This is a genomic window from Winkia sp. C0117E2 (assembly GCF_056590455.1).
In genome coordinates this window covers 253,098-274,884 of the sequence record NZ_JBWPWD010000001.1, presented here as the reverse complement: position 1 = coordinate 274,884, position 21,787 = coordinate 253,098, and the positions used below count along the sequence as shown (strand labels likewise).

General features: G+C 56.4%; 20 protein-coding genes and 1 tRNA gene. 16 read left to right on the top strand and 5 right to left on the bottom strand.

The genetic code is table 11. From position 1 onward, the window contains the following. The first annotated feature begins 8 nt into the window (after positions 1-8). From coaD to AC1EKG_RS01200, 6 genes are read left to right on the top strand one after another with little or no spacing between them, the layout of a single operon-like run. Positions 9-500 carry a pantetheine-phosphate adenylyltransferase gene (coaD, locus tag AC1EKG_RS01225; RefSeq protein ID WP_004804953.1) on the top strand — a complete coding sequence of 164 codons (492 nt, stop codon included), beginning with the start codon at positions 9-11 and terminating at the stop codon, positions 498-500. Further along, on the top strand, positions 482-1,204 hold the full coding sequence (locus tag AC1EKG_RS01220; RefSeq protein WP_004804955.1) for a hypothetical protein: 723 nt from the start codon (positions 482-484) through the stop codon (positions 1,202-1,204). Before coaD ends, AC1EKG_RS01220 begins: the two co-directional genes overlap by 19 nt. Next, complete coding sequence (locus AC1EKG_RS01215; protein ID WP_004804957.1) at positions 1,205-1,765, top strand: YceD family protein; 561 nt, start codon at positions 1,205-1,207, stop codon at positions 1,763-1,765. Continuing rightward, positions 1,758-2,531 carry a ribonuclease III gene (rnc, locus tag AC1EKG_RS01210; RefSeq protein ID WP_004804959.1) on the top strand — a complete coding sequence of 258 codons (774 nt, stop codon included), beginning with the start codon at positions 1,758-1,760 and terminating at the stop codon, positions 2,529-2,531. Before AC1EKG_RS01215 ends, rnc begins: the two co-directional genes overlap by 8 nt. After that, positions 2,509-3,411 carry a bifunctional DNA-formamidopyrimidine glycosylase/DNA-(apurinic or apyrimidinic site) lyase gene (gene mutM / locus AC1EKG_RS01205; protein ID WP_004804962.1) on the top strand — a complete coding sequence of 301 codons (903 nt, stop codon included), beginning with the start codon at positions 2,509-2,511 and terminating at the stop codon, positions 3,409-3,411. The genes rnc and mutM overlap by 23 nt, the downstream gene beginning before the upstream one ends. Positions 3,412-3,448: 37 nt before the next feature. Beyond that, on the top strand, positions 3,449-4,066 hold the full coding sequence (locus AC1EKG_RS01200) for a response regulator (RefSeq protein WP_040314761.1): 618 nt from the start codon (positions 3,449-3,451) through the stop codon (positions 4,064-4,066). Between the two features lie 33 nt (positions 4,067-4,099). Here the strand turns inward: AC1EKG_RS01200 and AC1EKG_RS01195 are convergent, their stop codons facing one another. From AC1EKG_RS01195 to AC1EKG_RS01175, 5 genes are all read right to left on the bottom strand, one after another. Continuing rightward, a complete protein-coding gene (locus AC1EKG_RS01195) occupies positions 4,100-5,764 on the bottom strand; it encodes a GAF domain-containing sensor histidine kinase (RefSeq protein WP_004804965.1) in 1,665 nt (554 codons plus the stop codon). After that, positions 5,754-7,514: a thiol reductant ABC exporter subunit CydC gene (gene cydC, locus AC1EKG_RS01190; protein ID WP_004804967.1), complete on the bottom strand. Its 1,761-nt coding sequence runs from the start codon at positions 7,512-7,514 to the stop codon at positions 5,754-5,756. The genes AC1EKG_RS01195 and cydC overlap by 11 nt, the downstream gene beginning before the upstream one ends. Further along, on the bottom strand, positions 7,511-9,289 hold the full coding sequence (gene cydD, locus AC1EKG_RS01185) for a thiol reductant ABC exporter subunit CydD (protein ID WP_176744639.1): 1,779 nt from the start codon (positions 9,287-9,289) through the stop codon (positions 7,511-7,513). Before cydD ends, cydC begins: the two co-directional genes overlap by 4 nt. 92 nt (positions 9,290-9,381) lie before the next feature. Next, positions 9,382-10,509: a cytochrome d ubiquinol oxidase subunit II gene (gene cydB / locus AC1EKG_RS01180; RefSeq protein ID WP_004804971.1), complete on the bottom strand. Its 1,128-nt coding sequence runs from the start codon at positions 10,507-10,509 to the stop codon at positions 9,382-9,384. A gap of 18 nt (positions 10,510-10,527) precedes the next feature. Continuing rightward, positions 10,528-12,147, bottom strand: coding sequence for a cytochrome ubiquinol oxidase subunit I (locus AC1EKG_RS01175; RefSeq protein WP_004804974.1), 1,620 nt, complete (start codon positions 12,145-12,147; stop codon positions 10,528-10,530). 380 nt (positions 12,148-12,527) lie between these two features. Between AC1EKG_RS01175 and AC1EKG_RS01170 the strand changes: the two genes are divergently transcribed. The 10 genes from AC1EKG_RS01170 (at position 12,528) to AC1EKG_RS01125 (ending at position 21,503) form a co-directional block, all read left to right on the top strand. After that, positions 12,528-14,882 carry an Rne/Rng family ribonuclease gene (locus AC1EKG_RS01170; RefSeq protein ID WP_004804976.1) on the top strand — a complete coding sequence of 785 codons (2,355 nt, stop codon included), beginning with the start codon at positions 12,528-12,530 and terminating at the stop codon, positions 14,880-14,882. 143 nt (positions 14,883-15,025) lie between these two features. Further along, positions 15,026-15,334: a 50S ribosomal protein L21 gene (gene rplU / locus AC1EKG_RS01165; protein WP_040314638.1), complete on the top strand. Its 309-nt coding sequence runs from the start codon at positions 15,026-15,028 to the stop codon at positions 15,332-15,334. 27 nt (positions 15,335-15,361) lie between these two features. Then, entirely contained in the window at positions 15,362-15,613 is a 252-nt protein-coding gene (gene rpmA / locus AC1EKG_RS01160; RefSeq protein WP_004804982.1) for a 50S ribosomal protein L27, read from the top strand. Between the two features lie 76 nt (positions 15,614-15,689). Beyond that, positions 15,690-17,204: a GTPase ObgE gene (gene obgE, locus AC1EKG_RS01155; protein ID WP_048707436.1), complete on the top strand. Its 1,515-nt coding sequence runs from the start codon at positions 15,690-15,692 to the stop codon at positions 17,202-17,204. Beyond that, complete coding sequence (gene proB / locus AC1EKG_RS01150; RefSeq protein ID WP_481067708.1) at positions 17,183-18,322, top strand: glutamate 5-kinase; 1,140 nt, start codon at positions 17,183-17,185, stop codon at positions 18,320-18,322. Before obgE ends, proB begins: the two co-directional genes overlap by 22 nt. 1 nt (position 18,323) lies before the next feature. Beyond that, complete coding sequence (locus AC1EKG_RS01145) at positions 18,324-19,574, top strand: glutamate-5-semialdehyde dehydrogenase (protein WP_048707430.1); 1,251 nt, start codon at positions 18,324-18,326, stop codon at positions 19,572-19,574. A gap of 50 nt (positions 19,575-19,624) precedes the next feature. Beyond that, positions 19,625-20,233, top strand: coding sequence for a nicotinate-nucleotide adenylyltransferase (gene nadD / locus AC1EKG_RS01140; protein ID WP_048707427.1), 609 nt, complete (start codon positions 19,625-19,627; stop codon positions 20,231-20,233). A gap of 112 nt (positions 20,234-20,345) precedes the next feature. After that, positions 20,346-20,735: a ribosome silencing factor gene (gene rsfS / locus AC1EKG_RS01135; RefSeq protein WP_048707424.1), complete on the top strand. Its 390-nt coding sequence runs from the start codon at positions 20,346-20,348 to the stop codon at positions 20,733-20,735. After that, a complete protein-coding gene (locus tag AC1EKG_RS01130) occupies positions 20,732-21,334 on the top strand; it encodes a histidine phosphatase family protein (protein ID WP_048707422.1) in 603 nt (200 codons plus the stop codon). Before rsfS ends, AC1EKG_RS01130 begins: the two co-directional genes overlap by 4 nt. Positions 21,335-21,430: 96 nt before the next feature. Next, a tRNA-Ala gene (locus AC1EKG_RS01125) sits at positions 21,431-21,503 on the top strand. Positions 21,504-21,787 lie beyond the last annotated feature (284 nt).

Genomic DNA, 21,787 nt, shown 5'->3' with positions numbered 1-21,787 from the left:
GTGTACCTATGAGTACCGCAGTATATCCAGGCTCTTTCGACCCGCCCACGCTGGGGCATACAAACCTGGTTCGGCGAGCTGCGCCGCTATTTGATCACCTGTACGTGGCAATTGCTCATAACACCGCCAAGAAGTCCCTGTTCAGCACCGACGAGCGGGTGGAACTTTTTGCGCAGGCAGTGGCCGACATACCCAACGTCAGCGTGATTAGTACGAGTGGCCTCATTGTGCACACGGCCGAACAGCTGGGGGCCGAGGTGCTGATAAAGGGGGTGCGCGGCATGGTCGACGTAGAAAACGAGGTGACGCAGGCCCGTCTCAACAAAGAAATTGGTGGCATTGAAACTCTTCTACTTCCCTCCGAGGCACGCTACACCTGCGTCTCTTCTTCCGCGGTAAAGGAAATTGCGAGTTTCGGTGGCGACTTTTCGTCGTTAGTGCCTGAAAATGTATACAAGAAGATGAAACAGCTGGAGGAGACATGGCCAACGAGGAAGTAGACACTCAAACGGATCAGGTAGAAAATCTGGAAGGGGTCGAGGAACAGTACGCGCCCTCGGACGTGATCGCTGTACTGGATCGGCTCAGCGAACTCATCGCCTCAGGTAAATCTCTTCCTCTGTCCGCGTCTGTGCTGGTAAATCAGGCGGAAGCGCTGGAATTGTTGCACAATGCTCGGGAAGCTCTGCCGTACGATCTGGTGCAAGCTGACGGCATTGTCCAGGATGCGTCGAAGGTGTTGGACCAGGCAGATGCTGAAGCGGCTGCCACCATCGCGGACGCGAATTCGCAGGCAGAACAAACCAAGTTAGAAGCTGACGACTACGCGAAGCAGACGCGGAGCGAGGCGGACCAGCAGGCACAGACCGCTGTGTCCGAGGCCGAAGAGCGTTCTCAGCAGATCCTTGCCGACGCTCACTCAGAATCTGAAAAGATTGCGGCTTCTGCGCGCGCACAGGCCGAAGATCTGGTGAATCGGGCGAAAGCCCGCGCCAGTGAACTGGTAGCTAAGGAGACGGTGGTTGCGCAGGCACAGGCCAAGGCGCAGTCCATCGTCAGTGAGGCACAAAATAAAGCTGGTAAGCTCGCAGGCGATGCAGACCGCTATGTGGATTCCAAGCTGGCAGAGTTCGAAGAACTGCTGCAGCAGATCATGCGGCAGACCCACGGGGGCCGCCAGTCCCTGTCTCGTAAAGGACGTTAGATGAGTACTGATTTCGAAGATGGACTAAATGTTTCTCTTCGGGAGCTTCCTACCCAGGTAGGTTCTACCATTGGGATTGACCTGTCGGTTTCGGTTCCTGAAGATCTAGGAACAGAAGTGCTGAAGGTGCCGCAGGAGCCTAATCTGGAGTTAGCGGTGCGACTGACTGCTTTGGAAGATGGGATCCTTGCCCACGTCGAGGGCGACACCCGGGTAACGGGCGAATGTTCCAGGTGCTTAGATCCGGTCACCCTCGATGTCTCAATCGACGCTGACCAGATGTTCTTCTATGAGGATCATTTGAAGAAGCTGGTCGCGGAGGGCGACGAGGAGGCGGCTTCGATGCCTACGGTGGGTGCCGACGAAGTGGCGCTAGATGAGGTAGTCCGTGACGCGATCATTGCCGATCTTCCTTTTGCGCCTCTGTGTAAGCCAGAATGCCCGGGACTTTGCCCTGAATGCGGCATTAGGCTAGCCGACAATCCCGGTCATGAACACCAGAATGTGGACCCCAGGTGGGCCTCTTTAGCAGCGTTGAAGGACAAGCTCGAAAGTGAATAGTCAAACCCCGGATGTACGCAGGCTTACAGAGGCCTGGGGGATAAGTATCGATCCAGACCTGCTGGTTCTGGCCCTGACTCACCGCTCGTTTGCCAACGAAGAGGGCGGCTTGCCCACTAACGAGAGGCTCGAATTTCTAGGTGACTCGGTGCTTTCTATTGTGGTAACCGAAAAGCTGTATCGCGACTATCCGGGTCACCCTGAGGGGCACTTGGCGAAGATGCGCGCCGCTACGGTATCTCAGCCGGCGCTTGCAGCAGTCGCCCGCAAGATCGATCTGGGACCTTACATCCTTCTAGGCAAAGGTGAGGATTCTTCCGGGGGCCGCAACAAGGACTCCATACTCTCTGACACTGTAGAGGCTCTAATTGGTGCCACGTATTTGACCCATAAGCTCGAGAAGACGCGCAAGGTGGTCGAAGACCTACTTGCCGATCTTCTGGATCAGGTGGTCCAGCGTGGCATAGGCATGGATTGGAAGACGACGCTTCAGGAACTCGCCGCCGCGCTAGAGCTTTCCTCCCCGGTCTACGAGTCGACCTCTACAGGCCCCGATCATGCGCGGGTATTCACTGCGCAGGCCCTGGTCGATGGCCAGGTGGTGGCTAGTGGAACTGCCTCTTCGAAGAAGCTCGCTCAGCACGAAGCAGCAAGGGCAGCGGTCGAGGAACTGCAAAAGCGCTATGACATCCACACCCCACTGGGGTTCGACGTGGATGTAGAGGCGGTGCGAAAGGAAGTAAATGCCAGAACTGCCAGAGGTTGAGGTAGTTCGGGCCGGTTTAGCTGAGCATACTTCTAATTTTTTGATTGAAGACGCCGCTATCAGGCACCCGCGCACGGCCAGGCACACGGTAGGTGGGCCGCAGGCGCTAGAAAGATCGCTTAGAGGGCGGGCCATCTTGGGATGGGCTGTGCGGGGAAAATACTTGTGGGCGTTACTGGATGATGACACGGCGTTAGTAGTGCATTTGGGTATGTCAGGGCAGATGCTGGTGCGTCCTTCGGATGCTCCGCCCTCCAAGCATGAACGGGCGACGCTGACTAGTGGTGGCCGTTCCCTGCGGTTTGTAGATCAGCGCACCTTCGGATACCTCCGCGCTGATCAGTTAGTAGGTGACCGAGCGGGAGTGCCAGCGGGGCGGGGAGATGCAGATGGAAGACTGCCTGCCTGCGTGAGCCACGTTGGGCGCGACGTGTTAGACCCCCACCTCGACATGGCCTCGGTTTGCCGCCAGGTGCAGAGCTCGGCAAGAGCAGTGAAAGCTATTTTACTTGATCAAACCGTAGTTTCGGGTGTTGGAAACATCTACGCTGACGAGGCGCTGTGGGCTGCGCAGGTGCATCCGCTGCGCCGTGGCAATGAATTGTCGAAGCCGAAGATTGAGCAGATCTACGGTGCTTGCCGCTTGGTGATGGAGCGGGCGCTGACTCAAGGGGGGACTTCTTTCGATTCTCTCTATGTGAACGTCAATGGTGAATCTGGCTATTTTTCTAGATCACTGTCCGCGTATGGACGAGTTGGGAGGCCCTGCGAGCGATGCGGTACGCCGATGCGCAAAGTGGTAGTGGCGGGGCGTTCCTCCACGGTGTGCGTAAAATGTCAGAAGGTGCCGCGCGGGAGTCTAGCGGCGCATAAAGGTTAGGATATTTGGTATGGAAGAGCATAAGAATATTCGCGTAATGATTGTTGATGACCACGAGATCGTGCGTCGTGGTATTGCTGAAATCGTGGACCGCGCAGATGGCTTGGAAGTGGTCGCGGAAGCAGGATCTGTCGAGGACGCAGTCCGCCGTGCGGATCTTGTACGCCCGGATATTATTTTGGTTGATCTGCAGCTTCCAGATGGAACTGGTATCGACGTGATGAATCGCCTGAAGGAACTGTGCCCCGATACGCACCCGATTGTCCTTACTTCGTTCGATGACGACGATGCCTTGGCCGAGTCTCTGGAGGCGGGAGCCCGTGCCTACATTCTGAAGACTGTTCGCGGTGCAGAGATCACAGACGTGATCCGTGCGGTTGCATCTGGGCGCGTGCTGCTGGACGAACGTACAGTTACCAGGCGAAGGGCCGATTCTGGGGATCCCACGGCGAATCTGACCCCTTCCGAACGCAAAGTATTAGAACTAATTGGTGATGGTCTGTCTAACCGCGAGATCGGCGAGAAGCTGGGTGTTGCCGAGAAGACCGTGAAGAACCATATTACGTCGTTGCTGGCGAAGATGGGGTTGCAGCGCCGAACCCAGGTAGCGGCGTGGGTTGCCGGCCAGCGAGCGCAAGCCTGGAGGAACAACTAAGCAATTGGGTGGACCGGCCGGTCCACCCAATTTTTATTTAAGGGGTACTTGCCACTCCATCAATGTGCCCTTGTGGGTTGGACGGGCGCCGATGGAGAAGTTGCCCCCATGCCGGCGCGCGCGAGCGGCAAGGTTATCGAGACCTGATCTTCTCGTGTTGGATCGATCCAGTCCGGCTCCGTCATCAGTAACTTCGATACGGACGCGGCCCTCCTGTAGACGGCTAGAGACATCTATGCGCGCCATTACCGAGGACGCATGCGCGTGGCGGGCAGCATTCGACAGTCCTTCTCGGACTACCGCCACTACGTCGTCGGCAATGTCAGAGCCAACCTGGTCATCGATCATTTGGATCAATTCTTCTTCAGCTATGTCGTCTCCGGTGAGCTCGGTATTGTCGGCGACGATGATTAGCGAGGGAGCGAATCCAAGAAGGGTGCGCGCTAGCGAGGATTCGCGACGCAGCCGTTCTACTAGTACGACGCCTGCATCAGGTTCTCGAAGGTTGTGAACGATGGCCCGAATTTGTTTTACAGAATCGTCTACGGATGCCAGCGCCTTTTCGAGTACCTCGATCGTTGCTTTGTCGTCTCGGTTGCCTGCGGCTATTGCGTGTTTTGCCCCGTCAATCTGCATGCCGGTGGCGAACAGCTGTTGAATCGCCAGATCGTGCAGGTCGCGACCGATCCGAGAGCGCTCATCTAGCAGGGTAGCGATATCTTCGCTGTGACGTGCCGAGGCCAGTTCTAGTGCGAGGGCGGCCTGCGCGGATACGGATTCGGCCAGGTCTAGTTCGGCCTGAGTGAATTCTGGGTGTCCGGGCCGCCGAAGGAGGAGGAGCACTCCGGTAGCGCTTCCTCGAGCTAGTAGGGGAGCATAGAGTGCTGGTCCCCATTTCGAAAGCTCTGGTACGCGCATAGTTTGTGCTCTGCGCATGGAATCGACCACCAGGCCAGCTCCTTCGCGCAGGACGGACATTGCCCTTCCTTCTTCTGGAAAGCGCAGCCCAATGAGGCCTTGGGCGCCGTCGCCATCGGCGATCTCACAAGCGTATACGTCTCCGACGGAAGGCAAGATCAGCAAGGCGGTGTCTGCCTCGGCTACTTCGCGAACTCTGCGAGCAATGGCTTCCAGTGCCTCTTCCTCGTCGGTGCCTTCCAGGAGCATTGTGGTAAGGGACTGGGATACCTTTATCCATTTTTCGCGTTTGCGAGCATCCTGATAGAGGCGCGCATTTTCGATTGCTACGGCAGCGACTGCCGCCAACCCTAAAATCACCTTAAGATCGTCGTCACTGAAGTCATTGTCGTCACTGATCAAATAGAGACGCCCGATGATTTGCTCGTGCATCGACACTGGCACGCACATTAGGGACTGGGCCTGGGGCCAGATTGAGTTGAACAGCTCGTTGTCTGGTCCAAGGATCACCCCGTGCCCGTGAGCAAGCCCGATCTGCTGTTCTGCCTTTGAAAGTAAGGACTGTTGGGAGGGAATATCGAGGCCATCAATGCCGGAGTGGTATATCCGGGCTAGATCGCCACGGTTATCAAGCATGGTCATAGACCCGCAGGAGGCATTAACTAGCTGGCATGCTTTGTTAACGAAGTCCTGCATGACGCCGGGAACTGCGAGGCGTCCCGCCAGGTCTAAAAATGCGCTCAGCAACGACATGTCTTTATGCAGTCGTTCAGTTTCCATATGCATATTCCTCCTGGCATGCCGCCCATGCATAGTCTTCGTTATTAGCCAGCAATTCCTGGTGGCGCCCGCGTGCTACTACCTTAGCGGCGCCTCCGTCCGTGGCCATCATAAGCACTTCGTCTGCGGCTCCTAATGCAGACAGGCGGTGGGTGACAACAAGTACTCCCTTGTCTGATTGGGAAGTAAGCATCTCGGTGAGGATCTTGTCTGCCGTAGCGGGGTCGATGTGTTCACCGGGCTCGTCAAGGAGCATCAGCGGAGCAGTGGCTGCTAGAGCCCTGGCTATCAGGATGCGGCGTCTCTCGCCACCAGAAATTGTAGTGCCGCCCGAACCAATTACTGTGTCTAGTCCCTCCGGGAGAGACCGGGCCCACTCGCCGATTCCAGCGCGATCCAATAGGTCGTAGGCTTCTGTTTCAGTTACGTCACCGCGGGCGACACGGATGTTCTCCAAAACAGTGGTTTCGAAGATATGTGCGTCCTCCGCCGTCACCGTAATGGCCTTAGAGGCATTCTGTCGCGACAGAGAGCTTACCGGCACTCCGTCTATTTCTACGGTCCCAGATTTTGGCTCGAGGAGGCCAGCGAGTGTAAATAGCAGGGTTGACTTCCCGATTCCGGATGGCCCTACTATCGCTGTGCGCGAAGAGGGCGTAAGCGTGAGGTTGATGCCAGTGGCAATGGTGGGGCCTCCTGGCCACCCAATGGCAAGATCCGTTGCTTTCAAGACATTGGATTTCACCTGGATGGTCGAATCTTTTTCAGTATCTTGTTCCCCGTCCAAAAGGCTGATGATGCGTTTGGCCGCACCCGCAGAAGAGATGAGTTGCACCGTGGCAGGTCCTAGCAGAGCAGTACCTTCAAACGCGGACAGTGGGGTTAATACGACGACAGCTAGTCCCACAGGGGAGAGGGTAGAGGCATGCATTGCCCAGGTCCCAAAGATGATCGCGCCGATGACCGAGAGCGAGGTGGCAACGTCATTCATTGCGCTCGCCCACCCATTGGGGTAGGCAGCTTGATTCTTTGCCTTTGTGAGCGCTTCATCTGTCTTGACAAAGTGAGCGTCCATGGCATCTGTCCTGCCTAAAACGGCGAGTTCTGCAGCCCCATCTAGCATGGTCATAGCAGACACCGACATCTCGGTTCTGGAAATCTGATTTGCCAGTTCGGCCCGGCGGGTTGCGCGGGCACTTAGCAGCGGGGAGACAAAGCCGGACAGCAATAAGCAGATGGCAAGTACAACCGCACAGGCGGGATCTAGGAGGGCGATCCCTAGGCAGGTGCATACTCCGACTACCAGCGCTACGGCTGTGGGGAGCAGAGACTTCACTACGAAGTCACCTACCGCGTCCACGTCGGCTCCGGTGCGGGCTAGCAGGTCGCCGCGTTTGATACCGGCTACTTTCGAGGTTGAAGATTCAGCCAAGCGCTCGTATACGCCGGAGCGGAGGGATCCCATCCCGGACAGCGCTACCCAGTGGGAACTCAATCGTTCCAGGTAGCGCAGTACAGCTCTGGAGATGCCGAACAGGCGAACTGCGGTGGCAGCTACAGAAAGAGTCAGTACCGGAGGCATCTGAGATGCCCGGGCAATTAGCCATGCTGAGGTAGCGCCTAAAGCTACTGCCGCGCCCAATCCTAGGGAACCGAACAGCACTGATAGGGCGAACCATTTCTTGTCTATCTTCAGAAGCCGTAGGGATTTCCTAAGAGCGCGTGCCTCATCTTTTTCTAAAAAAATCATTTCTGCTCCACTGCTCGTTCGTCTAGGAAACCGTATTCTTCAAGCGGGACACTGCTAGCGCCGGAAACCGGGTTGGCAAGCGCATCCTTATCTGCTTCGGTCATCTTGCCGGAGGAGACTTCGATGAGTTGGTCGGCAAGTTTTAGCAGGGGGATGCGGTGGGCTATTAGGAGGATCGTTTTGCCCTGAGCTTTTAGTTCTTCTACTGCGGCCGTTACCTGGGCTTCAAGGTGGGCGTCCAAGTGGGCGGTCGGCTCGTCCAATATCACGAGCTGCTCTTTCCCTAAGAGAGCACGGGTGAGGGCGAGGCGCTGGCGTTGACCAACGGAGAGTCCTACCCCTCCCTGTCCGATAGGAGTGGCCCACCCCTCTTCGGCCTGTGCCACAACCTTGTCGAAGCCGGTTGCCTTGGCTGCTTTAGCTAATGGTCCGGTAGCAACTCCGTCGGGGCAAAGAGCATGTGCTCGCTGCGCATCGTCGCAGATATTTTCCAGAATCGTTCCGGGTAGTAGAACAGGGCTTTGGGGCACCCAGGTAATTTGCTGTCGCCAGCTATCCATGTCGACATTTGGCAGAGCGAGGGTGCTGCCCGAATGGACGAGGCTAATCTGCCCTCTTTCGAATTGCTGTAGCCCTAGGAGAGCCATAACCGTGGTGGATTTGCCCACCCCTGACGGGCCAACTAGGGCGCTCATAGAGCCCGGCTGCAAAGTAAAATGTAGGTCTTTTGGAGCCCACATGCCGCGGGCGGCAACTGAGAGCGACGAGGCCTCAATGGTGGTGTGCTCCAATGCGGGGGCGGGGATAGTCCCTTCCTTTGGCGTGGGTGCCTCCAGTACTGCGAAGGCAGACTGTGCTGCGGCAAGCCCGTTTGAGGAGGCGTGGAATTGCTTTCCTACTTCCCGCAGCGGGAGGTAGACCTCGGGGGCGAGCATAATTACCGCTAGCGCGGGGGCCAGTTCGATGTTTCCGTATACGAGGCGGAAGCCAGTTTCGACCGCTACGAGTGCTACCGAGAGAGTAGCTAGGAACTCTAGTACGCCACCCGAGAGGAAAGCTACCGAGAGAGTGCGCATGGTCGTGCGGGCATAGTTGTCGCCCAGCCTGCGCACTTCCCGAATGGGACCACGCTCGCGACCCAGGGCCTTCAGGGTCGTAAGACCAGAGATAAGATCCAGTAGCTCGCGACCTAACTGCTGCATCGAAGCCAGACGGCGGTTGGAAGCCTCTTGGGTCAACTTACCAATGAGGATCATGAAGATAGGAATCAAAGGAATAGTTATTACTGCCACGATCGCCGAAAGCCAGTCCAGCCAAAGCATCACTGCGAGGGCTGCTGGAGTCACGGTACAGGTCAAAACCAACTGCGGCAGATAGTTTACGAAGTACGGCCCTAGATCATCTAGAGCGCGGGTTAGCAAGGTGACCGTGTCTGCTCCCTTGCGGGCCTGCCAGCGAGGCCCTAATTGCATCGCTTTGCGAAGTACTTGGTGGCGTAGCTCCACGATGGTTTTCGTAGCGGCTTTGTGGGCTTGGGATTCACGCACGAACATGACGAGGGCGCGTGCCACCGCTACTCCTGCCAAAATCCACACCAGATGTATAACTTGCCCCAGGTGCATCCCATCGGTAATAACGGGACTGATGATCCAGGCGATCAACACATCCTGGGCGATCACCAGGAGAGCGGTGAGGAAACCGAGCCCGGCGATAAGTGCGATGTATGAGCGAGCTGATTTCGCGTATCTAATTAGACGTGGATCAAATGGTTTCACGGGCCTTAGGCTTTCATACTTTTCTGAAGTTTTGCTATTAGACGCAACTGGAGGGGCCACGGTCGTGGCCCCTCCAGCTAAGTCAGTTCGGACTAGCCAACTAGGAAGTTAGCTCCTGAACGAACCTTGTCCCATACAACGCCGGGGTTGGACGAGACATCATCAATAGAGATCCGGTCCCGGAACTTCCAGTAGCTCCAGCAGGTGTATCCCAGCACAATCGGTACCAAGATGACCGCAACGATAGACATCACGATCAGGGTGGAGTTAGTGGAGGAGGCCTGCTCGATCGTTAGGTTGAAGGCCGGGTCGATGCTGGACTTCATTACCGACGGGAACATCGAGGCGAATACCCACGCCACTGCGCTGGCAATGCCAACACCAGAGCAGATGAAGGCTAGGCCGTTACGGTCGATGAAGGCAAAGAATGCCGAGGCGATGAACGCCAGAGCGGCGATCACTAGCGGGATCCAGCCGAAGAGCTTCTGCGAAGAGTAGGCGAACTGGCCCCACAGTGCAAACACTGCAACCAGTGCGACTGCCACGATGGTGGCCTTCTTAGACAGAGCCTTGAAGCGGTCGAACACGATGCCGGTGGTCTTCAGCTGACCGTACAGGGTCGCATGTGCGAACCACACCGCAGCGAGCATTAGGCCGCCAAGGATGGTGTACGGAGTGAGAAGCGAGAAGAAGCCGCCGGTCAAGTTGTGAACGTGGGTCTGTAGTAGAGCCGGGGTCACATCTGCCGGGTTTACACCGACGAGCGGATTCTTCGGATCCACAACCTGGATCTTCATGCCCTGGATCAGATTTGCGAAGGCAACGCCGAAGAGGATCGGTACGAGCCAGGCTGCAACCACGTGCATTACGTCCCAGCGTGCCCTCCACTTTTCGGAAGCAACCTTTGCGCGCCATTCAACGGCAGAGATGCGCAGAATGAGGCAGACCAGAATGAGGAAGAGTGCCAGGTACATACCCGAGAACATCGTTGCATACCACTCGGGGAATGCTGCGAAGGTAGCGCCGCCAGCGGTCAGAAGCCATACTTCGTTGGCGTCCCAAACCGGCCCAACAGTGCGAATAACCTGGGTGCGTTCCTTGTCGTTCTTGGCCACGAACGGGAGAGTCATCCCAATTCCTAGCGAGAACCCTTCGAGGAACAGGTAGCCAGTCCAGAGGACGGCGATAAGGATAAACCAGAGAACCTGTAGAAATGTCATTTTTTGTCCCTCAAATCCTTAGTACGCGAACGATAGCGACTTGTCGTCGGCGTGTTCGGCGTGCTCTTCAGACTCCTTAGGAGTGTGCACGCCTTCCTTCGCGTAGCGGACCATTAGCAGGAACCAAACCACACCGAGTGCACCGTAAAGAACGGTGAACAGAATCATGGTTAGCAGTACCTGCACGGCCGGAACAGCGCCAGAAACGCCATACTGGGTGAGCATCCACACCTGGCCAACAGGGTCGGCGAGGTTGTTCGGGAATACGACGAAGGGCTGGCGACCAATTTCGGTGAAGATCCAGCCGAAGGCGATGCCTAGTAGAGGCATCGGCATCATGGCCAGGCCGAACTTGGAGAGCGCGGTCGAAGTGGTTACCTTGCCCTTGCGGGTGGCGTACAGGCCGATGATTGCGAACAGTACCGACAGCAGACCAAAACCGATCATTGCGCGGAACGACCAGAAAGTAGCCATAACCGGCGGGGTGACCTTATCGACTCCGTAGTCGCCAGCGTAGGCTTCGTTCAAGTTGTTCATGCCCTGAACTTCGGTCGAGGGCGTGTTGCCCGACAGGATCGAAGCAATGGACGGGATCTCGCCAATATGGGTGATTCCCTTGCCGTCCTTACCGCATTCGTTGCCGAAAGCGGCAATGGTGAACGGGGCGTGTGACTGCGTCGAGCAGATGGCTTCTGCGGCGGCCATCTTGGTGGGCTGTTCGGCAACCATGTGAACGCCCTCGGCGTGACCGGTGATAGCGGTCAGAATGCCCGAGATGAGCATCAGCATCAAACCAAAGCGAACAATGGGATGCCAGATGTTCTTAGATTCAGCCAGTGCCTCGGAACGGCCATCACCAGCGGCGGGGTGAACCTCAGAGGAGTTAGTGCCAGCTACCGAAGAGCCGGTAGTGGTTGCGCCGGTCGTCTTTGCGGCTTCTACCTCGGTTACTGCGGCGGAGGTAGTTGCTCCGGTGCGAGCGGTCCGCACCATCCACCACATTGCTACGCCTGCGATAAGCCCGGCGCTAAGCAGCCACGAGGTAGTCAGAACGTGAACCCACGCGAGCCACAGGGTGGGATTGAAGACAACCTTCAAGAAACCAGAAGTGCCGTCCAGTTCGGCGCGCCCGGTTTCGGGGTTGAACACAGCCCCAACCGGGTGCTGCATCCAGGAGTTAGCGCCGATAATCCACAGTGCAGAGGTGTTGACACCGAGAGCGGCGAGCCAAATCATGGCGGTGTGAGCCTTCTTAGAGAGGCGTCCCCAACCGAAGATCCACAAACCGATGAAGGTGGATTCTAGGAAGAAGGAGAGCAGGGCTTCCACTGCCAGGGGAGCGCCGAAGATGTCTCCGACGTAACGGGAATATTCAGACCAGTTCATGCCGAACTGGAATTCCTGCACGATACCGGTGGAGACACCGAGCGCGAAGTTGATTAGGAAAAGTTTGCCAAATAGCCGCGTCGCCTTCAGCCAGTAATCTTTACCGGTGCGTACCCACATGGTCTGCATGCAGGCGACGAATAAAGATAGACCGATGGTGAGCGGAACCAAAATGAAGTGGTAGACGGTAGTAATACCGAACTGCCACCGCGCCAGAGTGAGCGCATCTAGCGCTGTCGGGGCGACAGACATTTTCTATGCCTTTCCGCTTGAATGGGTAGATCTATTGATACTTGCGTTGTCTATCGGTAGGTAATTGCACCCACTTGATGACAACCATGTCATTAAGATACTAAACAACTGTTTAGAATTCATAGAAATCGCCAGCGTTTTGATGCTTTTTCTGCGGGTTAGCTCTAGTTACCACCTGATTGTTTTTCGCATCACTAGTATCACTTAATCCTTAACCTGCTTCCTGTGGAATAATGGAACAAGTTGCCGAGCTGCGCATCCCAAGCTCGGTGGCTTTCTCCGGCCCGCGGGCCGTTGTTAGAAAGCGTGAAAGACTTCCGCGCCAAGGCGCGAGACGGGACGGCAGATGCGTGCCAGTCCGCAAAATAAAGGAATATCTAGTGTCTAAATCAACTGAACAGTCGACGGTGGCACCCGCACCGGCCGCCACGTTGCTTTTCCAAGCTCCCGATCTGGCGAACGCAGTGCCCGCTCCAGTGCAACAGAGCGCAGGACCTGAAAACGAGAAGCATTCTGACAAGAAGTCCAAGGGGACGAAGTCTGCGAAAAAGGGTGACGAGCAGGCTTCGAAGAAGAAGTCTCGTTCTAATAAGAAGAATGAGTCGGCAAAGCCGGATTCTGACGCAGAAGAAGCAGGCGAGCAGAAATCCTCACGGAAGACGCGGAGGCGCCGCCGTAGTAGTGACTCAAAGCAGTCCAAGGCTGAAGCTGACAAGTCGCCCTCGAAAGAAGAGAACGAGGATGCCGAAGAAGAATCCTCTTCTAGGCGGCGGCGCCGCCGTAGGCGATCAGCTGGGGCGGACGATTCGGTAGCTTCGACTGAAGAAGTAATGAACGAAGTCACCGCCCTCAAGGGGTCGACTCGTCTGGAAGCTAAGAAGCAGCGTCGCCGTGAGGGGAGAAGAGAGGGGCGCAAGCGCCACTCGATTACCGAGGCTGAGTTCCTTGCCAGGCGGGAGTCCGTAAAGCGCGACATGATAGTTCGCGAAGAGGACGGCCTCAACCAGATTGCGGTCCTCGAGGACGATCTGCTGGTCGAGCACTACGTTGCCTCGCACACGCAGGTGTCGATGGTCGGCTCAATCTTCCTGGGCCGAGTGCAAAACGTGTTGCCTTCGATGGAGGCTGCATTCGTTGACCTGGGACGCGGCCGTAACGCTGTTCTCTATGCTGGCGAGGTTAACTGGGACGGTCTGGGGATGGCAGGTAAGCCACGCAAGATCGAGCAGGCGCTAAAATCTGGCGACAAGATCATGGTGCAGGTCACTAAAGATCCGATTGGGCACAAGGGAGCCCGTTTGACCGCCCAAATCACCCTGGCGGGGCGCTACCTGGTCATGGTCCCGGGCGGCAACATGATGGGTATTTCCCGGAAGCTTCCGGGTTCCGAGAGGTCTAGGCTCAAATCGATTTTGAAGGACGTGGTTCCCAAAGGCAACGGCGTCATTGTCCGCACAGCCGCCGAGGGCGCAACCGAGGAGCAGATCCGTGCCGACATTGAGCGCCTGGCTAGCCAGTGGCAGTCAGTTCAGGACAAGTCAGCGAAGGCCACCAAGGCTCCGATGCTTTTGAAAGGTGAACCGGAACTAGCACTCCGGGTAGTCCGAGACATTTTCAACGAGGATTTCAACTCGCTTGTAGTCCAGGGCAAGGACGCGTACAAGTCGATTCACGATTACGTGAAGGAACTCAGTCCAGACTTGCTAGACCGGGTGCATCAGTGGGCGAAGAATGATGACATTTTTGCTGCCCACCGTATTGACGAACAGCTAGCCAAGGGCATGGACCGAAAAGTCTGGCTACCTTCGGGGGGCTACCTAATTATCGATCGCACCGAGGCGATGACGGTGATCGACGTTAACACCGGCAAGTACACCGGTGGCAAGCAGGGGACTCTAGAGGAAACAGTTACCAAGAACAATCTAGAGTCGGCTGAAGAGATCGTTCGGCAGCTGCGCCTGCGCGACATTGGCGGCATCATCGTCATCGACTTCGTGGACATGGTGCTTGAATCCAACAGGTCGCTGGTGCTCCGCCGACTCATCGAATGCTTGGGGCGGGATCGCACTCGCCACCAGGTAACTGAGGTAACCGCCCTCGGGCTGGTCCAAATGACCAGGAAAAGGGTGGGCCAAGGCCTGGTCGAAGCCTTCTCGACCCCATGTGAATGCTGCGATGGTCGCGGTTTCATAGTGCACCAGCATCCGGTTGAACGAGGCGAGACCAACGCTGCCGCCAACAAGAAAGATAAGAAGGCGGCGCAAAGGCGGAAGGAAGCGGCCAAACAAGGAGCCTCCTCTGAACGGGTCCACGAGGCCGACCAGAAGACGCGCGATACTCTAGCGGCTATTGCTAAGGCAGCCGAAAAGTCCCATGAAGGTCCCACCGAGTCCGAGGCGCGCATCCAGCGGGGGCAGGCTGAACAAAACAGCGCAGAGGCTACCGAAAATAGGCCGCCGAAGGAAAAACAGCCCAAGGAAGGTCACTCCAAGAGCAACCGCAAAGAAAAGCGGAATACACCACATTTGGAACTTCCCGAGGTAAAAAGCGCTAATAAGCGGAAACGCGCTGCGAAGATGGATATCTCCGATATTCAGCTTCCCGATCCGAAGTCGGGTGCGGAAGGGGAATCTAAAGAGGAAACTCCTAAACGGCGCCATCGCCGTCGTGCCGCAACTTCGGCCTCGGTGAAAACTGACTCCTCCAGCTCGACTAGTGGAGTCATGATTCGGTAGGCGTGATGTCGCATACAATCAGGTCAAGGTGGTTGCTCTAACGGGTATAAAACACGTAACCTTGATCGTCGGTGCGCACTTTGCGCGAGCAGCTTAGGTTGCTTTTAAAATTTGTCCATATCAACAAGAGGAATGAGTCTAACGTGGTCTACGCGATCGTCAAGGCCGGTGGCCGCCAGGAGAAGGTCTCCGTCGGAGACGTTATCGTCGTCGACCGGCTGGATGCAGCAGTAGGTGACGAGGTCACCTTCCAGCCCGTCATGATCGGCGATGGTGGCAAGGTCACCACCGATGCCTCCGCCCTGGAAAAGGCAACTGTCAAGGCAGAGGTCCTCGAGCCTACTAAGGGCCCGAAGATCAACATCATCAAGTACAAGAACAAGACGGGTTACCGCAAGCGTCAGGGCCACCGTCAGCCACTGACCGCGGTGAAGATCACCTCGATCGCCTGATCTTTACTACTAAGGAAGCGTGAAAATATGTCAACTAAGAAGGGTCTTAGTTCGTCCCGTAACGGCCGTGATTCGAACGCGCAGCACCTTGGTGTGAAGCGCTTCGGCGGTCAGACCGTGAACGCAGGCGAAATTCTGGTCCGCCAGCGCGGCACCCACTTCCACCCCGGCGTCAACGTCGGCCGTGGCAAGGATGACACCCTGTTCGCCCTGGCAGCTGGAGCCGTTGAATTCGGCACCCGTCACGGCCGCAAGGTTGTAAATATCGTCACTGCCTAGGTTTTAGGCTTTCAGTGGGGGCGGACGTTGTCCGCCCCCATTTTTGTATATCCTGGCTACTTGTAAGGAGTAACCAATGGCTAACTTTGTTGATCGAGTAACCCTCAGTGCTGCCGGTGGCAACGGCGGTCACGGCTGTGTCTCTATTCGCCGTGAAAAATATAAGCCGCTGGGCGGTCCCGACGGTGGCAACGGCGGTCACGGTGGTTCGGTGATTGCCCGCGTAGACATGGGTACGACCACGCTTTTGGACTTCCACCACCTGCCGCATCGGCGCGCAGAAAATGGCACTCCAGGTATGGGGGATATGCGTTCTGGCAAGAACGGAGCGGATCTAATCTTGCCGGTTCCGCAGGGAACCGTGATCAAGGATCAGGCCGGCAATGTGCTGGCCGATCTGTCTGCTGAAGGCCAGGAATACATGATCGCGTCTGGCGGTGCCGGCGGGCTAGGCAATAGTGCGCTTTCCTCGAAGAAACGCAAGGCGCCGGGGTTTGCGCTGCTAGGCGAACCGGGCAGCGAGGCGACAGTTGTCATGGAGCTCAAGTCTGTCGCCGACGTGGCGCTTGTAGGCTTCCCATCTAGTGGCAAGTCCTCGCTAATTGCTGCTTTGTCGGCTGCTCGCCCCAAGATCGCAGACTACCCCTTTACGACGCTGGTTCCGAATCTGGGGGTAGTAAAGGCCGATCAGTTCCGCTACACCATTGCGGACGTGCCGGGTCTTATTCCCGGAGCGTCGCAGGGCAAGGGCCTGGGTCTGGACTTCCTTCGCCATATTGAGCGGTGCTCGGTTATTGTGCACGTCCTGGATGCGATTGCCTTCGAGCCAGATCGCAACCCCGTAGATGACCTGCAAACTATCGAGGACGAGCTGTCTAACTACGAATCTGATCTAGACAAGCTGGAGGGCGTGATTCCTCTAGCGGAGCGCCCGCGCGTAGTCGTCCTCAACAAGGTCGATCTGCCTGATGGCAAAGACATGGCGGATCTGGTGCGCGAACAGCTAAAGCAGAGGGGATGGCCACTTTACGAAGTGTCGGCACTTTCTCATGAAGGGCTGCGCGAACTGTCTTTCGCCCTCGGCAAGCTTGTGGAAGAACAGAGGGCGAAGATGCCGGCAGAACCGGAAGTGCGGCAGGTGCTTCGGCCTGCCCCCGTAGGGGCGCCGAAGATTACGGTCACTAAGCATACTCGGGACGGAGAGCCGCTGTACCAGGTGCGCGGTCGCAACCCGGAGCGCTGGGTAATCCAAACAGACTTCGGTAACGATGAAGCGGTTGGATACTTGGCAGACAGGCTCAACGCAGCAGGAGTGGAAGATCTGCTGCTAGAAGCCGGGGCGCATGCCGGAGACACTGTAGTTATCGGTGATATAACCGATGGCGTCCTGTTCGATTGGGAACCCACGATGTCTACCGGAGCCGAATTGCTCGGCCGCCGCGGCGAAGACCTAAGGTTGGACCAACGCTCCCGCCCAACCAGGGAAGAAAAGCGCCGTGACTACTACTCGCGCATGGATGCAAAGGCTGCGGCTCGCTCTGAGCTGGCTGCCGAGAAGGAAGAGGGACTATGGACGGATCCCGACCTGTAGAAGCAATAGCTACTGCCAGAAGAATCGTTGTAAAACTAGGTTCTTCTTCGCTCACCCGCTCTGATGGCGGGCTAGACCTAAACCGGCTTGACCGGGTGGCAGCCTTAGTTGCCAGCCGGTGTAACCGGGGTGGGCAGGTAGTGATAGTGTCATCCGGTGCGGTAGCGGCCGGCATGACGCCACTGAGATACGCTCGCCGCCCTCGCGATCTGGCCGCGGTGCAGGCTTGTGCCGCCATGGGGCAGGGACTCTTGGTGGCGCGTTGGTCTGCTGCTTTCCAAGCCCACCACAAACTAGTTGCGCAGATCTTACTGACAGGCGATGACGTGATGCGCCGGTCTCATTACAAGAATGCCAAAGCCTCCTTCGAGAAGTTGTTGAGTCTTGGGGTAGTGCCGATCGTAAACGAAAACGATGCGGTTGCTACCGGCGAGATCCGTTTCGGCGACAACGACAGGTTGGCAGCACTGGTTGCCCAACTTGTTGATGCAGATCTTCTGGTATTGGCCACCGATGTGGACGGTCTTTACGACAAGCCGCCCTCACTTGAAGGAGCAAAACGGATCAAGACCGTCCGCAGTGCCAGCGATGTTGCCGGAGTGCGGGCGAGCGGGGCTGGCAAGGAGATCGGCACAGGGGGCATGGTCACCAAGCTACATGCCGCGACAATGGCCACGTCCTCGGGAATTGACACTCTGCTACTGGCCGCAGATGACCTTTCGCAAGGGCTGGCCGGGGCTGACGTAGGCACCTGGTTTAAGGGGTGTGGCAAGCGCCGCCCCTCTAGGGCGGACTGGATAGCGGACGCCGCCCGTGTGGCAGGTTCCGTAAAAATTGACGAGGGTGCAGCGCTAGCCGTAGGGAAAAAACATTCTTCGTTGTTAGCTGCTGGAGTGGTAGGTGTAGAAGGTACATTCCCCGCCGGCTCGGTGGTAGAAATGCGTTACCAGGACAGCGTCCTAGGCAGGGGAGTAGCTGGCTTCTCGTCGGTAGAAATCGAACAGATCAAAGGCCTAACCTCAGAAATAATTGCGCAAATTGGAGAAGTGGCAAGACCTGTAGTCCACCGCGACGATATGTCGGTAAGAGCCACAGATGTAGAAGCAGCGGGATTCTAATATGAACGATCAAATAGTGCAGCGAGCACAGCTCGCACGTAAGGCGCAACGGCAGCTACGCAGCGCAACCACTGCGCAAAAGAACGCGGCCTTGAATGCAATCGCTGGCCAGCTTTTGCAAGACGCTGAAGAGGTGCTCCACGCAAATCGCCTAGATGTAAAAGCAGGCAAAGACAAGCAGATGAGCGCCGGACTGCTTGATCGCCTTACGTTAACCCAAGACCGCCTTGAAAATATTGCCGCCGCAGTGCGGCACGTAGCAACCCTGGCTGATCCCATCGGACAAATAGTTCGGGGAAGTCGACTACAGAATGGGTTGGACCTGACGCAGAGGCGGGTACCAATTGGGGTACTCGGCCTCATCTATGAAGCCCGCCCCAATGTGACTGTAGACGTGGCCGCATTGGCGCTGAAATCTTCCAATGCGGCGCTGCTACGAGGGGGCTCAGCTGCCCGCTACTCCAACATTGCCCTGATCCGGGTGATCGGGAAGGCTCTAGTTCGGACTGGATTCGATCCCAATCTGATTCAATCCCTAGATGACCTGGGTAGGGAAGGGGCGAAAGGATTGATGCTTGCTCGCGGCTCGATCGATCTGCTAATCCCTCGGGGCGGTAAATCCCTCATCCAGACAGTGGTACAAAACGCGAAGGTTCCGGTCATTGAAACTGGAACAGGCAATTGCCACATCTACGTTGACGCCAGTGCAGACATAGACCAGGCAGAGGCCGTGGTATTAGACGCAAAGACCTCTAGGGTGGGCGTGTGTAATGCCGCAGAAACCCTGGTGATCGACGAAAATGTTGGCGCCGAGGCAGTAATTAGGTTGTGCAGGAAGTTGCTGGAGGCGGGCGTGCGTCTGCACGCTGACCCGCAGGTGCGCGGACTTGTCCCACAAGCGTTGCAAGCCACTGAGAGCGATTGGGATACCGAATACCTGTCGTTGGATATGGCAGTGAAAATGGTATCTGGGCTAAAAGAAGCTGTTTCGTTTATTAGCGCGCACTCAACTGGCCACACAGAAGCGGTGCTGGCTACGGACGCGCGCGTAATAGAAGAATTCACCGAGCAGATAGATTCCGCCGCAATAGCAGTAAATGCTTCCACAAGATTTACTGATGGTGGGGAGCTTGGGCTCGGCGCCGAAATTGGTATCTCGACTCAAAAAATGCACGCGCGCGGTCCTATGGGGTTAGAGGAACTTACAACTACTACCTGGGTATATACCGGGCGGGGACATGTTAGGGGATAGCCCTTGCACTTTCGCGGTATCATTACCCCTAACTTTAGAGAGGAACGACAATGGCAGTGGGGCCAGGAACTAAATCTAAGCGAATTGGGATTATGGGCGGCACCTTCGATCCGATCCATAATGGACACTTGGTAGCTGCCTCTGAAGTGCAGGATGTCTTCAATTTGGACGAGGTAATATTCGTCCCCACCGCGACCCAGCCGTTTAAAAAGGGTAGGCGAGTGACACCCCCGGAGCATAGGTACCTGATGACGGTAATCGCTACCTCTGAAAACCCTCGCTTCACGGTATCTAGGGTAGATATTGATCGAGGAGGCACGACATATACGATCGATACTCTTCGCGACCTTCGTGAAGAACGCCCAGATGCCGAATTCTTCTTTATAACGGGCGCAGACGCACTGGCAAAGATCATGCAGTGGAAGGACCACGAAGAGATGTTTAAGCTGGCCCATTTTGTGGGGGTATCCAGGCCGGGGCATGAACTTCCTGAGGGCGTTGCCAATGACAATGTGATGAGCTTGCTGGAGGTGCCTGCTCTTGCTATTTCCTCAACTGACGTGCGCCAACGTGCCTCGAAGGGTTCGCCTATCTGGTATCTGGTTCCTGACGGGGTAGTGCGCTATGTAGACAAATACGATCTGTACCAGGATCTGTAAGCGGGATAAATCGCGGAAAAGTTCGTGTCTAATATGCCTTACCCCGGTTCCTAGATATGCTGTAACTGGGTGTTAGCCCTGACCTTTATAACCGAATTACCTTAGGAGCCCTGTGGCTGTTAGCGATACTGTCCTGTCCGCTGTCCACGTTGCCGCAAAAGCTGCGGCAGACAAACTTTCCGAAGATATTGTCGCAATTGATGTTTCTTCTAGATTGCCTTTTGCAGACGCATTCCTTCTTGCAAGTGCCGACACGGATAGGCAGGTCAAGGCTGTCGTGTCTGCGGTAGAAGATGAATTGCGCGAACTAGGCTTCTCTGTGCAGAGGCGGGAAGGCTTGGAGGCCGCTTCATGGGTGGCGGTAGAGGCCGATGGACTTATGGTCCATGTGTTCCAGCCCGAAGAACGTCACTACTACGGACTTGAACGACTGTGGAAAGACTGCCCGCGCATTGATATCTCGGCAGATATCCAAAGTATTCCTGCCGCGGTGACTGCATGAGCCAGATCGTCTTTCTGCGCCACGGTCAAACAGATTTCAACCTGCAACGGCGCTACCAAGGGCGAGTCGACATTCCCCTGAATCAGACGGGTGTCGAACAGGCTGAACGAGCAGGCGAGGCTCTAGCCCGCCAGTTCGCGTTTGAACGTATTATTTCGTCGCCACTATCTAGAGCTAAGCTCACTGCGCAAGCTGTTGCCAGCAGGCTCGGCTTGGATGTAGAAACCGACCCGAGGCTGATTGAGCGTAGTTACGGGCAGGTTGAAGGGCGTACTTTCGACGATTTTAAGTTGGATTTTACTGCCGAATACGCCAGTTACAAGGTCTGTGGGGAATGCCCACAGTTGCAGATAGAACCACGATGCGAAGTAGCAGAGCGTTTCCGGGAGGTGGTGGCCGAAGTGACCGCTGATCTTGATGGAGCCGCGCTATTTGTTTCGCACGGTTCTGCAATAAGCCAGGGAATTGCTGGAGTGCTTCGCCTGGACGCATCGGTTTGGCAGGGCATCGGTGGGCCGGATAACTGTCACTGGTCGGTTCTGTCCTCTGGCACCCGCGCTCCGGGATGGCGTCTTACCGCCCATAACGTTGGAGTGTAGCCACAAACTCAAATCGTGAGCAGGGACACGCTATTTCGATTTGGTTTTTTCGCCCTCCGCCCGCTAAGCTTATGGAGTCCGAACGGGACAGCCCAAGGGGCTATGGCGCAGTTGGTAGCGCGCTTCCATGGCATGGAAGAGGTCGGGGGTTCGAATCCCCCTAGCTCCACAAACAACCCGCAGCTGAGGCTGCGGGTTTTATTATTATGGCCCCGTCTCGCCTGTCGAGAGGGAAAGCCGCTTGAAATCTTTGAATCTGGTATAAATTCCGCTAAATTCCAACGAAAAGCGGATTTGTAGGACCTTAGCCTGTTGCGCCGGACGGAGTGTGCGTTCGCTCATGTATTAATTTGCGCCAGTTTTTCGTGCGGCCCTGAATGAGGTTTCATTTTTCTTGCAATAGTGCCATTCTGTGGCTGCCTTGGCGGCCCCACAGCGTGGGTGGGGTTGCCA